This is a genomic window from Reyranella sp. (assembly GCF_004297265.1).
Taxonomy (GTDB): Bacteria; Pseudomonadota; Alphaproteobacteria; order Reyranellales; family Reyranellaceae; genus Reyranella.
Genome location: NZ_SCUT01000018.1, coordinates 36755 through 52176, shown reverse-complemented (window position 1 = coordinate 52176; position 15422 = coordinate 36755). Strand labels below are relative to the sequence as shown.

The window sequence follows — 15422 nt, the reverse complement described above, 5'->3', positions numbered from 1 at the left end:
CTAACGCGGGCGGGGACGCGCGCGCGCCGTGGGTTCGGCGACCAACGGATCGTCCGGCCAGTAGTGGCGCGGATAGCGGCCCTTCAGTTCCGATTTGACGGCCTTGTAACCATTGGCCCAGAAGCTCGCGAGGTCGCGCGTCACCTGCACCGGTCGCCGCGCCGGCGAGAGCAGGTGGATGGTGAGCGGCACCTTGCCGCCGGCGATGCGCGGCGTCTCGGTGAGGCCGAACATCTCCTGCAGGCGGACGGAAAGCGTCGGCTCGTCGGGATTGGCATAGTCGATGGCCACCCGCGATCCGCTCGGCACCTCGACGTGCGTCGGCACCAGCCGCTCGACCTCGCGCTGCTTCTCCCATGGCACCAGCGCTTTCAGTGCCGAACCAAGATCGATGCGCGTAAGATGATCCTTGCGCGACACGCCGTCGAGATGGGGGCCGAGCCACTCCGCCAGCGACGTGATCAGGGCGGCGTCCGACAGATCGGGCCAGTCCTCGCCAGCATGGCGGCGCAGGAAGCCGATGCGCTCGCGCCAGCGCACGAGGTCGTCGCTCCAGGGCAGAGCGCCGAGTCCGAGCTGGCGCACGCCGTCGAGCATGGCCGCCCGCACCTTCTCGGGATCGGGCTGGCCGAGCGGCTTGTCCTCCAGCGCGAGCGCGCCCAGCCGGCGGCGGCGGCGCGCCAGCACCGCGCCGTCGCGCGCGCTCCACTGCACGAGCTGCTCGTCGACGATGCGATCGGCGTAGAGTTCCTCGATCTCCGCGGCCGTGATCGGCGCGGCGAGGAAGATGCGCGATTCCTGCGCCGAGCCATCGAGATCGGCCACGACCAGGAACTCCTCGTTCGCCATCGGATCGCCTTCGGGCAGCGCGGCACCCCGGCCACCCGACAGGAGATAGCGGCCGGCTGTGCCGGGCCGGCGACGGCCGATGCGGTCGGGATAGGCCAGCGCCAGCAGCGGCCCCGTCATGGCGATGTCGGCGCGTTCGTCGCCGGCGCCGCGCGGCATCAGGCGTCGGGCCGCCTCCTGGATCAGCCGCAAGGTGCCGTCGCGTCGCCCGCTCAGCGCGATGTCGACCCGGTGCCGGAGATCGGCGTCGCGCTGGCCCGGCGGCAGGCGCAGGAAATCGCGTTCGCCCAGGATCGCGGCCAGCAGCGCGGCGACCTTGCCTTGTCCGAGCTCGCGGCCCTTGAGCACGAGATGGGCGATGCGCGGATGCTGGCCGAGCCGCACCATCGCGCGGCCATGGGCCGTGATCGCGCCAGTGCCGTCGATCGCGCCGAGATCGGCCAGAAGCGCGCGCGCCGTCGCGAGCGAGGCGGCGGGCGGTGGCGTGAGCCAAGGCAGCGTTGCGGCATCGCTGGTGCCCCAGGCCGCCAGTTCCAGTGCGAGCGGCGCCAGGTCGGCATCGAGGATCTCGGGCGGCGTGAAAGGCAGCAGCCCGCGCTGCGCCTGTTCCGGCCACAGGCGATAGCAGATGCCCGGTTCGAGACGGCCGGCGCGGCCGCGCCGCTGGTCGGCCGAGGCCTGGCTGACGCGCACGGTTTCGAGCCGCGTCATGCCCGAGCGCGGCGAGAATTTCGGCACGCGCATCTGGCCGCTGTCGATCACGATGCGCACGCCCTCGATGGTGAGGCTGGTCTCGGCGATCGAGGTCGCCAGCACGACCTTGCGCCGGCCGGGGGCGGAGGGCGCGATGGCGCGGTCCTGGTCGGCGGGCGACAGATCGCCATAGAGCGGCGCCACGTCGACTTCGGCGCCGATGCCCTGCAGCCGCTCCTCGACCCGGCGGATCTCGCCGATACCCGGCAGGAAGACGAGCGCGCTGCCGGTTTCCTCGGCGAGCGCGCGACGCACGGCAGCGGCAACATTGTCTTCAAGACGGCCCGCCGGCTCGCGGTCGAGATAGCGCGTCTCGACGGGGAACATGCGGCCGGCGCTTTCGATCACGCTCGCACCACCCAGTCGGGCAGATACGGGGCCGGGATCGAGCGTCGCCGACATGGCCACGATCCTCAGATCCTCGCGCAACGCGGCCTGCGCCTCGCACACCAGGGCGAAGGACAGGTCGGTTTCCAGCCCGCGCTCATGAAGCTCGTCGAAGATCACGCAGCCCACGGAATCGAGCGACGGGTCGTCCTGCAACAGGCGCAGGAACAATCCGTCGGTCACGACCTCGATGCGGGTGCGCGGCCCGACCTTGGTATCGAAGCGGACGCGATAGCCCACGGTCTCGCCGACCGCCTCGCCCAGGCTCGCGGCCATGCGGCGCGCGGCGGCGCGTGCGGCCAGCCGTCGCGGTTCCTGCATCACGATCCTGCGGCCGCCGAGCCACGGCGCGTCGAGCAGCGCCAGCGGCACGCGCGTCGTCTTGCCGGCGCCTGGCGGCGCGACCAGCACGGCGGCGGTGCCGGCCACCAGCGCGGCCTCGAGACGCGGCAGTGCCTCGTCGACGGGAAGCGGCTCCATCGAACCCTGTGTCACGGCGCGAGCGGATGGACGGGAAGAAGGGGCGGGTTCACTGTGGGGTTCTTACGCTTGAGGTCGTGCAATGGCTATTGTCGTCGAGGCCCTGGATCATATCGTCATCAACGTGCGCGACGTCGAGGTCGCCGCCGCCTGGTACGAGAGGATGCTGGGCATGGTGCGCAAGGTCACCGAGCCACGACCCGGCCATCGCGTCACGTCGATGCATTTCGGCCGCCAGAAGATCAACCTGCGGCCCGAGACCGCCACACAGAAGCAATGGTTCACGGGCAGGACGGTGGCGCCGGGCAGCGACGATCTCTGCTTTCTCACGCAGTCGACGCCGCAGGCGGTGGCCGATCATTTCCGGAGCTGTGGCGTGGCGATCGAAGAGGGACCGGGCGAGAAGATGGGCGCGATGGGAACGATCGTCTCGGTCTATTGCCGCGATCCCGACGGCAACCTGATCGAGGTGTCTTCGTACAAGTAGGCCGAAGATGACGGCGCCCTTCGAAACCTTCGCCCATTCGCTGCGGCTGCAGCCGCCGTTGCGGGCGGCGATCACCGCGGCTTGTCGCCGGCCCGAGCCCGACTGCGTGCCGCCGCTGCTCGATCTCGCGACCCTGAGTCCGGCCGCGACCGTGAAGGCTCGCGCGCTGGCGCTGCGGTTGGTTGAAGCCCTGCGGGCCAAGGTGCCGTCGGGCGGTGTCGAGGGGCTGATCCACGAATATGCGTTGTCGAGCCAGGAAGGCGTGGCGCTGATGTGCCTGGCCGAGGCGCTGCTGCGCATTCCCGACGACGAGACGCGCGACGCGCTGATCCGCGACAAGATCGGCGGCGGCGACTGGCGCGCGCATCTCGGACAAAGCCCGTCGCTGTTCGTGAATGCCGCCACCTGGGGCCTGATGCTGACCGGCCGGCTGACCGCGACCAGCAGCGAGAAGTCCCTGTCGGCGGCGCTGACGCGACTGGTCGCGCGGGGCGGCGAGCCCTTGATCCGCGGCGGCGTGAACATCGCCATGCGCCTGATGGGCGAGCAGTTCGTTGCGGGCCAGACGATCGAGGAGGCACTGGTCAACGGCCGCCGCTTCGAGGCCGGGGGCTTCCGCTATTCCTACGACATGCTGGGCGAGGCCGCGATCACGGCGCAGCAGGCCGAGCACTACCGCCTGGCCTATGAGCGCGCGATCCACGCCATCGGCCGCGCATCGGCGGGACGCGGCATCTACGAGGGGGCGGGCATCTCGCTGAAACTCTCGGCGCTGCGTCCGCGCTACGGCCGCGCCCAGGCCGAACGTGTCCATGACGAACTCTATCCTCGCCTGCGCGACCTCGCGGTGCTGGCGCGCCACTACGATATCGGCCTCAACATCGATGCGGAGGAGGCGGACCGGCTCGAACTCTCGCTCGATCTGCTGGAGCGGCTCTGCTTCGATCCCGCGCTCGAAGGCTGGAACGGGGTCGGCTTCGTGGTCCAGGCCTATCAGAAGCGCGCCGCCTTCGTGATCGACTATCTGATCGACCTCGGCCGCCGCAGCCGCCACCGGCTCATGATCCGGCTGGTCAAGGGCGCCTACTGGGACAGCGAGATCAAGCGGGCGCAGGTCGATGGGCTGGAGGATTTCCCGGTCTTCACGCGCAAGATCCACACCGACGTCTCCTACCTCGCCTGCGCACGCAAGCTGCTGGCCGCGCCCGACGCGGCGTTCCCGCAATTCGCCACGCACAACGCGCTGACCCTGGCGTCGATCCACGCGATGGCCGGCGAAAACTTCTACGCCGGCCAGTATGAGTTTCAGTGCCTGCACGGCATGGGCGAGCCGCTCTACGAGGAAGTCGTCGGCCGCGACAAGCTCAACCGGCCGTGCCGCATCTATGCGCCGGTGGGCACGCACGAGACCCTGCTCGCCTATCTGGTGCGTCGTCTGCTGGAGAATGGCGCCAACACCTCGTTCGTGAACCAGGTCGCCGATCCCGACGTGGCGCTGGACAGTCTCCTTGCCGATCCGGTCGAACGAGCGCGAGCCCTCTCGCCGGTTGGCGCGCCGCACCCGCTCATCCTATTGCCGCGCGACCTGTTCGGGCCGCAGCGCGCCAATTCGACGGGCCTCGACCTGGTCAGCGAAGGCGTGCTCGCCGCGTTGGCGCGCGAGCTGACGGAAGGGGCTTCGGTATCTTTACGCGCGACGCCCGTGCTGGCCGACGGGCCGCGCGATGGCACCGAGCGAGAGGTACGCAATCCTGCGGATAAAGGCGATCTCGTCGGCACTGTCGTCGAATCGACTCCCGAACTGGTCGACGAAGCCTGCGCCAAGGCCGAGCCCTGGTCCGCGGCGCCGGCCGAGCGCGCCGCGATCCTGCGCCGGTCGGCCGACTTGATGGAAGCCCGCCTGGAAAAGCTGTTGGGGCCGATCGTGCGCGAGGCCGGCAAGACGCTGGGCAACGCCGTCGGCGAGGTGCGCGAGGCGGTCGATTTCCTGCGCTATTACGCGGGGTGCGTCGAGAGGTTCGACAATGCGACCCACCGGCCGCTCGGCGTCGTCGCCTGCATCAGCCCGTGGAATTTCCCGCTCTCGATCTTCACGGGGCAGGTCGCTGGTGCACTGGCGGCGGGCAATGCCGTGGTCGCCAAGCCGGCCGAGGAGACGCCGCTGATCGCGGCCCTTGCCGTGTCGATCCTGCACGAAGCGGGCGTGCCGACTACGGCGCTGCAGCTGACGCCGGGCGACGGCGAGGTCGGCAAGCGGCTGGTCGCGAACGCGACGGTCGCCGGCGTCGTCTTCACCGGCTCGACCGAGGCCGCGCAATCGATCAATCGCACCCTGGCGCGCCGCCTCGGCGTCGACGGGAAGCCGGTGCCGTTGATCGCCGAGACCGGCGGACAGAACGCGATGGTGGCGGATTCGTCGGCGCTGCCCGAACAGCTGGTGATCGACGTGCTGTCCTCGGCCTTCGATTCGGCCGGCCAGCGCTGCTCGGCGCTCCGGGTGCTCTGCCTGCAGGACGACATCGCCGACAAGGTCGTGCCCATGCTGCAGGGCGCGATGGCGGAGCTCGGCATCGGCGTTCCCGATCGTCTTGCCGTCGATGTCGGGCCCGTCATCTCGACGGAGGCGCAGAAGCGCCTGCTCGATCACGTCGACCGCATGCGCGCGGCCGGCCATCGCGTCCATCAGGTGCCACTTCCGGTCGAAGCGGCGCGGGGGACTTTCGTGCCGCCGACCTTGATCGAGATCGGCGCCCTCGCCGATCTGCCGGGCGAGGTGTTCGGCCCGGTGCTGCATGTCCTGCGCTACGCCCGCGAAGACATGGAGAAGGTCATCCGCGCCGTGAACGCCACCGGCTTCGGCCTGACCTTCGGCGTGCATAGCCGCATCGACGAGACGATCGACCGGGCGACGGCGGCGAGTGCGGCCGGCAACCAGTACGTCAACCGCAACATGATCGGCGCCGTGGTCGGCGTGCAGCCGTTCGGCGGTCATGGCCTGTCGGGTACGGGACCGAAGGCGGGCGGACCGCTCTACGTCCATCGCCTGCTGGCGGGCGGACCGGCCGTCGAGGTGACATCGGGCGAATTGGCCGGTCCGGTTGGCGAGCGCAACGGTTATGCGCTTCGGCCCAAAGGCGCGATCCTGTGTGTCGCGGCGGATGCGCCGGAGCTCAAGGCACAGCAGGAGCTTGTGCGGTCGACGGGTAATCGCGTCGCTGAAAGCGAAGCCGAAGACATCGCTGCCGCGCTTTTCGCCGGCAGCGCCGAGGAATTGTTGGCGCTCACCCGCCGCATGGCCGAACGGCCGGGCCGTATCGTCCCGGTCCACGCCGCGCCTTATCCGCGCGAGCTCCTGTTCGATGAGGTGTCGCTCAGCGTCAACACTGCTGCGGCGGGCGGCAACGCCAGCCTGATGGCGATCGGCTAGAGGTCGAGGCTAGTAACCGCCGTATTGCTTCGGCTTGCCGGGATGGTTCACGCAGAGCATTTCCGGCGACGTGATCGGCCCCATCTTGATGCGTTCCTCCTCGCACTTCTCGTAGGTGAAGGGGCCGCCAAAGACCTTGGGACCGCCGCCGACGATGATGTAGGACTTTTCGAGGTACCAGCCGGGACCGGTCCAGGCCTGGGTGGCGCCCGGACCGTTGCAGGCCCCCAAGGTCGTGGCCAGGGCAGCGGCCAGCAGGGGAGCCACGAGCAGGGTCGTCCTGCGACCGATCGAACGTTCCGGCATCAGCTCAGTCTCTCCCCCGGGGCAATGAACGCCGCCCCTGTCCGGCCGGCAAGTTAGGCCATGGGCGCGATGTCTTCAATGCAAGGAGAGCGACGGCTAGGATGCGGCACATGCGCCACTTCCCGTCCTTGCCGATCTTGATGGCCATCGTTTCGTGGCCGGGAAGCCTGGTCGCCCTCGATTGCGCGGCCCTCACCAACACCGAAATTCCCTTCGCCCTTGCCTCCGAAGTCACCACCCGGCGGACGGGTGAGGCGCCCACGACGCGACTCCAGCAGATGCAGGTGTTTCGGAAAGGCGGGGAGGTCACGACCTACACCGTCGATTCGCCGGCGATCTATCTCAGGACCCGCGGCGCCAGTTCCCTGTTTCCGGTGGACGCGTACTATTCGACCGAGCCCGACGACCCGCGCAGATGGACCTATTCGATCGGTCCCACGGTTCAGTTCGCGCGCGGCCAGCCCGTCCGCTACAGCGCCGACATGAAGCACGCCGACGGAAAGCTCCAGCTGGCAGCCAGGGTGACCCTGGAATTACTCGAATCAGGGATCCTCGAACTGAGCGGGTGCCCCATCAAGGTCTTGAAGTACCGGCGAACCCTCGACGGTCTGGCGGATCGCCATCCGGTCTCCAACAGCGAGGAACTCACCTTCGCGCCCGCCCTGCGTGCCACGCTTGGATCCGTCCTTCGGACCGGCGACATCGAGGTCGTCAGCACTCCGGCGGCAATATCGTTGGATTTCAAATATATAGAGTAGTTTCTTAACGCCGCCATTTGTGGCGTAACGAGGGCTTTCGTTTGCAGGGGCGGCCGGGCTAATAATGCCACGATAAGCGAACGCATCCGGGGGGGATGCTGGGCCAGCTAGCGCGCCAGCAGGGTAGAATCATGGCATTGCCTGAAAAGCAGGGACTGTACGACCCACGCAACGAACACGATTCCTGCGGCGTCGGCTTCGTGGCCGACATCAAGGGCCGGAAAACGCACGCCATCGTGCGCCAGGGTCTCCAGATCCTGGTCAATCTCGACCATCGCGGCGCCGTCGGCGCCGATCCGCTGATGGGCGACGGTGCGGGCGCGATGATCCAGATTCCCGACGCGCTGCTGCGCGACTGGGCGCGCAAGGAGGGGGTCGACCTGCCGGAGCCCGGCCACTACGCCGTGGCGATGTGCTTCCTGCCGCCGGATGAGAAGGCAAGAGCGTTTGCAATCAAGCGCTTCGAGCATTTTATTAAAGTCGAGAAGCAGAAGATGGTCGGTTGGCGCGACGTGCCGACCGACCTCACCGGCCTCGGCAAGGCGGTCATCGAATCGATGCCGGTCATCCGCATGGCGATCGTCGGCCGGGGTGCGAAAGTCCCCGACCAGGATGCGTTCGAGCGCAAGGTGCTGGCGATCCGCAAGCAGACGCAGAATCCGCTGGCCGACCTCGAGAAGAAGCACAAGCTGCCCGGCCTGTCGCAGCTCTACATGCCGTCCTTCTCGTCGCGCACCGTGGTCTACAAGGGCCTGCTGCTCGCGCACCAGGTTGAGAGCTTCTATGAAGATCTGAGGAATCCTCTTTGTGAATCAGCGCTTTGCCTGGTTCACCAGAGATTCTCCACGAACACGTTCCCGTCGTGGAAGCTGGCGCATCCCTACCGCTTCATCGCCCATAACGGCGAGATCAACACGGTCCGCGGCAACGTCAACTGGATGTACGCCCGCCGGCGCACGATGGAATCCGACCTGATCGGCGCCGACCTCGACAAGATGTGGCCGATCATCCCGCACGGCCAGTCGGACACGGCCTGCCTCGACAATGCGCTCGAACTGCTGGTCGCCGGCGGCTATTCGCTCAGCCACGCCATGATGATGCTGATTCCGGAAGCCTGGGCCGGCAATCCGCTGATGGATGGCAGCCGCAAGGCCTTCTACGAGTATCACGCGGCGCTGATGGAGCCGTGGGACGGCCCGGCCTCGATCGCCTTCACCGACGGCCGCCAGATCGGCGCCACGCTCGATCGCAACGGGCTGCGGCCGGCGCGCTTCCTGATCACCGAGGACGATCTCGTGGTGATGTCCTCGGAGTCCGGCGTCCTGCCGATCCCCGACGAGAAGATCGTGCGCAAGTGGCGCCTGCAGCCCGGCAAGATGCTGCTGATCGACCTCGAACAGGGCCGCATCGTCGAGGACGATGAGCTGAAGCGCTCCCTGGCCGAGGCCGAGCCCTACGAGGAGTGGCTGAGGGAGACGCAGCACAAGCTCGAAGAGCTTTCGGAGATCCCCGAGGCGCCCTCGCCGGTGGCGTCGAACGATCCCTCGACCCTGCTCGATCGCCAGCAGGCCTTCGGCTACACGCAGGAGGACATCCAGTTCTTCCTCGAGCCGATGGCCAGCGTGGCCGATGATCCGATCGGTTCCATGGGCACCGATACGCCCATCGCCGTGCTCTCGAAGAAGCCGAAGCTGCTCTACAACTACTTCAAGCAGAACTTCGCGCAGGTCACCAACCCGCCGATCGACCCGATCCGCGAGGAGCTGGTGATGTCGCTGGTCTCGATGATCGGCCCGCGCCCCAACCTGCTCGGCCGCCATGCCGGCACGCACAAGCGCCTCGAAGTGGCCCAGCCGGTGTTGACCAATGCCGAGCTGGAGAAGATCCGCTCGATCGAGGACCTGCTCGACGGCTCGTTCCGCACCGCCACCATCGACACGACCTGGCTCGCCTCCGAAGGCGCGGCCGGACTCGAAGCGGCGTTGGACCGGGTCTGCGCCGAGGCGACCGACTGCGTGCTGGCCGATCGCAACATCCTGATCCTGTCGGATCGCGCGGTTTCGGCCGAGCGCGTGCCGATCCCGGCGCTGCTGGCCACCGCCGCCGTGCACCACAGTCTGATCCGGCGCGGCCTGCGCACCCAGACCGGCCTCGTGGTCGAGACCGGCGAGGCGCGCGAGGTGCATCACTTCTGCTGCCTGGCGGGCTACGGCGCCGAGGCGGTGAATCCGTATCTCGCCTTCGAGACGCTGGAGACGCTGCGCGTCCAGAACGGCCTGCCGCTGAAGCCCTACGAGGTCCAGAAGAACTTCATCAAGGCGATCGGAAAGGGGCTGCTCAAGGTCATGTCCAAGATGGGCATCTCGACCTACCAGTCCTATTGCGGCGCGCAGATCTTCGACGCGGTCGGCCTGCATTCGGGCTTCGTCGAGAAGTACTTCACCGGCACCGCCACCACGATCGAGGGCGCGGGTTGGCAGGAAATCGCCGAGGAGACGGTGCACCGTCACCGCAACGCCTACGGCGACAATCCGGTCTATCGCACCATGCTCGACGTCGGCGGCGACTATGCCTTCCGCCTGCGCGGCGAGGAGCATGCCTGGACGCCGGAAAGCGTGTCGCGCCTGCAGCACGCGGTTCGCGGCAACTCGTCGGACGACTACAAGGCCTTCGCGACCTCGATCAACGAGCAGAGCGAGCGGCTGCTGACCATCCGCGGCCTGATGCAGCTCAAGTGGGCGGAGAAGCCCATCCCGGTCGAGGAGGTCGAGCCCGCGGCCAGCATCGTGAAGCGCTTCGCCACCGGCGCGATGAGCTTCGGCTCGATCAGCCGTGAGGCCCACACCACGCTTGCGATCGCCATGAACCGGATCGGCGGCAAGTCGAACACCGGCGAGGGCGGCGAGGAGGCGGACCGCTTCAAGCCGCTGCCCAACGGCGATTCCATGCGCTCGGCCATCAAGCAGGTTGCGTCGGGCCGCTTCGGCGTCACGGCCGAGTACCTGGTCAATGCCGACGACATCCAGATCAAGATGGCGCAGGGCGCCAAGCCCGGCGAGGGCGGCCAGCTGCCCGGCCACAAGGTCGACGAGAACATCGCCCGTGTCCGCCGCTCGACGGCCGGCGTCGGCCTGATCTCGCCGCCGCCGCACCACGACATCTATTCGATCGAGGACCTGGCGCAGCTGATCCACGACCTGAAGAACGTGAACACCAAGGCGCGCGTCTCCGTGAAGCTGGTCTCCGAGGTCGGTGTCGGCACGGTCGCGGCGGGCGTCAGCAAGGCGCGGGCCGACCATGTGACGATCTCGGGCTACGAGGGCGGCACCGGCGCCTCGCCGCTCACCTCGCTCACCCATGCGGGTTCGCCGTGGGAGATCGGCCTTGCCGAGACGCAGCAGACGCTGGTGCTGAACGGGCTGCGCGGCCGCATCGCCGTGCAGGTCGACGGCGGCCTGCGCACCGGCCGCGACGTCGCCATCGGCGCGCTGCTGGGCGCCGACGAATTCGGCTTCGCCACCGCGCCGCTGATCGCGGCGGGCTGCATCATGATGCGCAAGTGCCACCTCAACACCTGTCCGGTGGGCGTGGCGACGCAGGATCCGGTGCTGCGCAAGCGTTTCACGGGCCAGCCCGAGCACGTGATCAACTACTTCTTCTTCGTCGCCGAGGAACTGCGCGAGATCATGGCGCGGCTGGGCTTCCGGACGCTGAACGAGATGATCGGCCGGGTCGACCGGCTCGACATGCGCAAGGCGATCGACCACTGGAAGGCGGGCGGCGTCGACCTCTCGAAGCTCCTGCACCAGGCGCCGGCGCGCGAGGGCGTGGCGATCTGGAACGTCGAGCGCCAGGACCACGGTCTCGACAAGGCGCTGGATCACAAGCTCATCGAGGCGGCGCAGCCGGCGCTCGAGAGGGGCGAGCCGGTGCAGATCGACCTGCCGGTCACCAACGTGAACCGCACCGTCGGCGCCATGCTGTCGGGCGAGGTGGCGCGGCGCACCGGCCATGCCGGACTGCCCGAGGACACGATCTCCGTGCGCCTCACCGGTACGGCCGGCCAGAGCTTCGGCGCCTTCCTGGCGCGCGGCGTGTCGCTCGAACTGTCCGGCGACGGCAACGATTATGTCGGCAAGGGCCTGTCGGGCGGCCGGGTCGTCGTGCGCCAGCCCAAGGACTGCGCGCGCGATCCGCTGAAGAACATCATCGTCGGCAATACGGTGCTCTATGGCGCCATCGGCGGCGAGGCCTACTTCGAGGGCGTGGCGGGCGAGCGCTTCGCCGTCCGCAACTCGGGCGCGGTCTGCGTCGTCGAGGGCACGGGCGACCATGGTTGCGAGTACATGACCGGCGGCGTCGTGGTCGTGCTGGGCGATACGGGCCGCAACTTCGCGGCCGGCATGTCCGGCGGCATCGCCTACGTGTACGACCCCAAGGCGCGCTTCAAGGAACTGTGCAATCCCTCGATGGTCGATCTGGAGAAGGTCGGTCCGGCTTCGACCGATGGTGACGAGACCGGCCGCCCGCGCCAGCGTGCGACCGACGTCGAGGACAACGGGATGGGCGACGTGCTGCGTTTCGACGCCGAGCGCCTGCGCATCCTGGTCGAGCGCCATCATCTCCATACCGGCAGCGCGCGGGCACGGTCGCTGCTGGAGGACTGGGACAATGCGTTGCAGAGCTTCGTGAAGGTGATGCCGCGCGACTACAAGCAGGCGCTGCTGAGGGCGCGGGAACGGGCGGCGGCGAATGCCGTCGCGGCGGAGTGAATTCGGATTCCTCTCCCCCGAGAGGGGGAGAGGCTAGGTGAGGGGGAGTGAGAGGGTGCATCGCCCCCTCACCCAACCTCTCCCCCTAGCGGGGGAGAGGAGGAAGAATTAAGTGAGCTGAAGGAATTTGGACGATGGGCCTAGTCACGGGCTTCCTCGAGATCGAGCGCAAGGACCGGTCCTACGAACCGGTCGAGCAGCGCCTCAAGAACTACAGGGAATTCGTCCTGCCGATGCCGCCGGCCGAGGTGTCGCGGCAGGGCGCGCGCTGCATGGATTGCGGCATCCCGTATTGTCACAACGGCTGCCCGGTCAACAACATCATCCCGCAGTGGAACGAGCTGGTGCGCCGCGACCGCTGGAAGGATGCGCTCGAGGTCCTGCACTCGACCAACAACTTTCCCGAGTTCACCGGCCGCATCTGCCCCGCGCCTTGCGAATCCTCGTGCACGCTGAACATCGACGACAACCCGGTGACCATCAAGTCGATCGAATGCGCGATCGTCGATCGCGGCTGGCAGGAGGGCTGGATCCAGCCGCTCGTGCCCGCCCACAAGACCGGCAAGCGTGTCGCCGTCGTGGGTTCCGGTCCGGCTGGACTCTCCTGCGCCCAGCAGCTTGCGCGCGCCGGCCATTCGGTGACGCTGTTCGAGAAGTCCGACCGGATCGGCGGCCTGCTGCGCTACGGTATTCCCGACTTCAAGATGGAGAAGCACCATATCGACCGGCGCATGCGCCAGATGGAGGCCGAGGGCGTCGAGTTCCGCACCGGCGTCGAGGTCGGTGCCACCCTGTCGATCAAGTCGCTGCTCGAAGGCTATGACGCGGTCGCCCTGACCGGCGGCGCCGAACTGCCGCGCGATCTGGAGGTCCCGGGGCGCGAGCTGAACGGCATCCATTTCGCGATGGATTTCCTGACCCAGCAGAACAAGCGCAATGCCGGCGACGACGAGGCGCGTGCCGCGCCGCGCGGCACGCTCACCGCCAAGGGCAAGCATGTCATCGTGATCGGTGGCGGCGATACCGGCTCCGATTGCGTGGGCACGTCGAACCGTCACGGGGCGGCCTCGGTGACGCAGCTCGAGGTCATGCCGCAGCCGCCGGTGCGCGAGAACAAGGCGCTGACCTGGCCGGACTGGCCGCTCAAGCTGCGCACCTCGTCGAGCCACGAGGAAGGTGCGGCGCGCGATTTCGCCGTACTGACGAAGCGGGCGCTGGGCAGCAATGGCAAGGTCGAGGCGCTGGAATGCGTGCGCGTCGAATGGGCGAAGGGCGCCGACGGACGCATGGGCATGCAGGAGGTCGCGGGCAGCACCTTCGAGCTCAGGGCCGACCTGGTGCTGCTGGCCATGGGCTTCCTCGGCCCGCGCCGGCCGGGCCTCGTGGAGCAGGCGGGCGTTGCGCTCGATCCGCGCGGCAACGTGGCGGCCAATGTGAAGGACTACCAGACCTCGGTTCCGAGGCTGTTCGCCGCCGGCGACATGCGTCGCGGCCAGTCACTGGTCGTGTGGGCGATCCGCGAGGGCCGCCAGTGCGCCCGCTCGATCGACGAAAGCCTGATGGGATCTTCTACCCTGCCGCGTTAAACTGCGGACGGTTGTGGTTCGCTTGCGGGTAATTTTGTTTTAGCATTGCCTGATGAAGATTTTGCTGATTCAGGGCGCGAACATGGAGTATCTGGGCCGGCGTCAGCCGGAACTCTATGGCACGACCACGGCCAAGGAACTCGACGCGGCGGTGCGCCGCCGGGCCAGGGATCTCGCTGTGGAGATCGAGATTTTCTACACGAATACCGAAGGCGAGGCCGTGTCGGCAATCTACAAGGCGGATCGCGCCAAGGCCGACGGGCTGCTGTTCAATCCCGCGGGCTTTCTCCACGCCGGTCACGCGCTGCGCGATTGCCTGCGGTCGATTTCCATGCCGGCGATCGAAATCCACATGACCAACATCGAGAAACGCGGCTTCGGGTCCATCACCGCCGAGGCGGCGGTCGGGATGATCGCGGGCTTCGGTGTCGATTCCTATCTCCTGGCCCTCGAGGCCATGGTGGCGCGGGTGCGTCCGGCGTCGGCCTGACGACCGCTTGGGGTTTCGCAGTACCGTATGTGGGCGGCGTCCTGGCTGTCGGCCCTCGTGGCGGGGGCCTGCAGCGTGTCGAGGTAGGACTTTCCCGCAGGCCTCAGGGAGTCGACGGTGCGGAGCAGGGTGTGCAGCGCCGGGAAGCCGCCGATGTTCACCACTGCATTGCCAACGGCCCGCTTCAGCCGATTGCGCGGTCGCGGGGTCACGTAGAGCCTGCCGCCGCCCCATTGCCGGAACGCCGCTTCGAGTTGCGGCATATAGGCCTGGCCGGCAGGCAGGTTGGAGAGTCTGGTCCGGCAATCCATCAAGCCGTCGCGCAACACCTGTCCGCACGCGCGATGCTCGGGGCGGTCGTGAAGAAGCGCCGCCCATTTCAGCCAGTAGCGTGCCGACGACACGAGCTGGGCGGTGTCGTCGCCGGCGGAACTCAGGCGGGGTCCCGCATGCACGCGGATGTAATACATGCCGACCTCCCGACCCCGCACATTCAGGCCAGAGAGAATCGCCCGCCCGCACAGGTCGAAATCCTCGTAGAAGCCGAGAGCTTCGTCCCACGTCTCCGTGTCGAACAGGCGACGCGGCCACAGGATCGTGGTGTGGGTGATGGTGCGCAGGCCGTTGGGATCGAGGAACTGGGCCAGCGTGTCCGTGTCGGAGCGTTCCGCTGCCGTCCAGACGGGAGAGCCGAGGACGACCTGGTCTCCGATGATCGCGAAGTCGCGCGAGCGGCCGGCGACCAGCGAATTCGGTGGCGCAGCGAGCGTCGCGGCCAGCAGGTCGGCGAGGTGCGACGGATGCATCAGGTCGTCGTCGTCGTGGAAGAAAATCCAGTCGCCGGTCGCGATGGCAAGACCGGAATTGCGCGCGGCGCTCGGTCCGCGCGAAAACCTGTGGCGCACGACCTTCACACGCGGAAATTCGCTCGCGAGCATGGCAAGCGTCCCGTCGGTCGAGGCGTCATCGACGACGACGATTTCCTTGTCCCAAACCGTCTGGGCCTGCACGCCCACGAGCGCACGCCGCAGCAGCGACGCGCGATTGCGCGTCGGCATGACAATGCTGATCCTGTTTCCCACGACAGTCCCAACCCCAGCACGACAGTACCATGATGGTTTTGAGTT

The 15422-nt window shown here is 67.8% G+C and carries 9 protein-coding genes; 6 read left to right on the top strand and 3 right to left on the bottom strand.

From position 1 onward, the window contains the following. The gene (gene hrpB, locus EPO41_RS06165) at window positions 1-2469 is read right to left on the bottom strand and encodes an ATP-dependent helicase HrpB (protein WP_296321919.1); all 2469 of its coding nucleotides are present in this window, start codon (window positions 2467-2469) and stop codon (window positions 1-3) included. An 82-nt stretch (window positions 2470-2551) separates the two neighbouring features. On the opposite strand from hrpB, the gene EPO41_RS06160 reads away from it, so the two are divergent. Continuing rightward, window positions 2552-2956, top strand: a complete 405-nt coding sequence (locus EPO41_RS06160; protein WP_296321917.1) for a VOC family protein — start codon at window positions 2552-2554, stop codon at window positions 2954-2956. A 7-nt stretch (window positions 2957-2963) separates the two neighbouring features. Continuing rightward, complete coding sequence (putA, locus tag EPO41_RS06155; protein ID WP_296321914.1) at window positions 2964-6383, top strand: bifunctional proline dehydrogenase/L-glutamate gamma-semialdehyde dehydrogenase PutA; 3420 nt, start codon at window positions 2964-2966, stop codon at window positions 6381-6383. 9 nt (window positions 6384-6392) lie between these two features. Here putA and EPO41_RS06150 read toward each other — a convergent pair whose 3' ends face one another. After that, on the bottom strand, window positions 6393-6689 hold the full coding sequence (locus EPO41_RS06150; protein WP_295140213.1) for a hypothetical protein: 297 nt from the start codon (window positions 6687-6689) through the stop codon (window positions 6393-6395). A gap of 110 nt (window positions 6690-6799) precedes the next feature. Between EPO41_RS06150 and EPO41_RS06145 the strand changes: the two genes are divergently transcribed. The 4 genes from EPO41_RS06145 to EPO41_RS06130 all read left to right on the top strand — a co-directional run bounded on the left by EPO41_RS06145 (window position 6800) and on the right by EPO41_RS06130 (window position 14295). Further along, window positions 6800-7447, top strand: a complete 648-nt coding sequence (locus tag EPO41_RS06145) for a hypothetical protein (RefSeq protein WP_296321912.1) — start codon at window positions 6800-6802, stop codon at window positions 7445-7447. A gap of 131 nt (window positions 7448-7578) precedes the next feature. Further along, on the top strand, window positions 7579-12219 hold the full coding sequence (gene gltB / locus EPO41_RS06140; protein WP_296321909.1) for a glutamate synthase large subunit: 4641 nt from the start codon (window positions 7579-7581) through the stop codon (window positions 12217-12219). Window positions 12220-12353: 134 nt separating this feature from the next. Beyond that, window positions 12354-13805, top strand: a complete 1452-nt coding sequence (locus EPO41_RS06135; protein WP_296321906.1) for a glutamate synthase subunit beta — start codon at window positions 12354-12356, stop codon at window positions 13803-13805. Window positions 13806-13857: 52 nt separating this feature from the next. Continuing rightward, the gene (locus EPO41_RS06130; RefSeq protein ID WP_296321903.1) at window positions 13858-14295 is read left to right on the top strand and encodes a type II 3-dehydroquinate dehydratase; all 438 of its coding nucleotides are present in this window, start codon (window positions 13858-13860) and stop codon (window positions 14293-14295) included. On the opposite strand, the gene EPO41_RS06125 is transcribed toward EPO41_RS06130, so the two are convergent. Continuing rightward, the gene (locus tag EPO41_RS06125; RefSeq protein ID WP_296321901.1) at window positions 14241-15377 is read right to left on the bottom strand and encodes a glycosyltransferase; all 1137 of its coding nucleotides are present in this window, start codon (window positions 15375-15377) and stop codon (window positions 14241-14243) included. The genes EPO41_RS06130 and EPO41_RS06125 overlap by 55 nt on opposite strands. Window positions 15378-15422 lie beyond the last annotated feature (45 nt).

Coding starts and splice junctions, on each gene's coding strand:
- hrpB (WP_296321919.1), bottom strand. CDS start 2,469: ATGGAGCCGCTTCCCGTCGACGAGGCACTGCCGCGTCTCGAGGCCGCG.
- EPO41_RS06160 (WP_296321917.1), top strand. CDS start 2,552: ATGGCTATTGTCGTCGAGGCCCTGGATCATATCGTCATCAACGTGCGC.
- putA (WP_296321914.1), top strand. CDS start 2,964: ATGACGGCGCCCTTCGAAACCTTCGCCCATTCGCTGCGGCTGCAGCCG.
- EPO41_RS06150 (WP_295140213.1), bottom strand. CDS start 6,689: ATGCCGGAACGTTCGATCGGTCGCAGGACGACCCTGCTCGTGGCTCCC.
- EPO41_RS06145 (WP_296321912.1), top strand. CDS start 6,800: ATGCGCCACTTCCCGTCCTTGCCGATCTTGATGGCCATCGTTTCGTGG.
- gltB (WP_296321909.1), top strand. CDS start 7,579: ATGGCATTGCCTGAAAAGCAGGGACTGTACGACCCACGCAACGAACAC.
- EPO41_RS06135 (WP_296321906.1), top strand. CDS start 12,354: ATGGGCCTAGTCACGGGCTTCCTCGAGATCGAGCGCAAGGACCGGTCC.
- EPO41_RS06130 (WP_296321903.1), top strand. CDS start 13,858: ATGAAGATTTTGCTGATTCAGGGCGCGAACATGGAGTATCTGGGCCGG.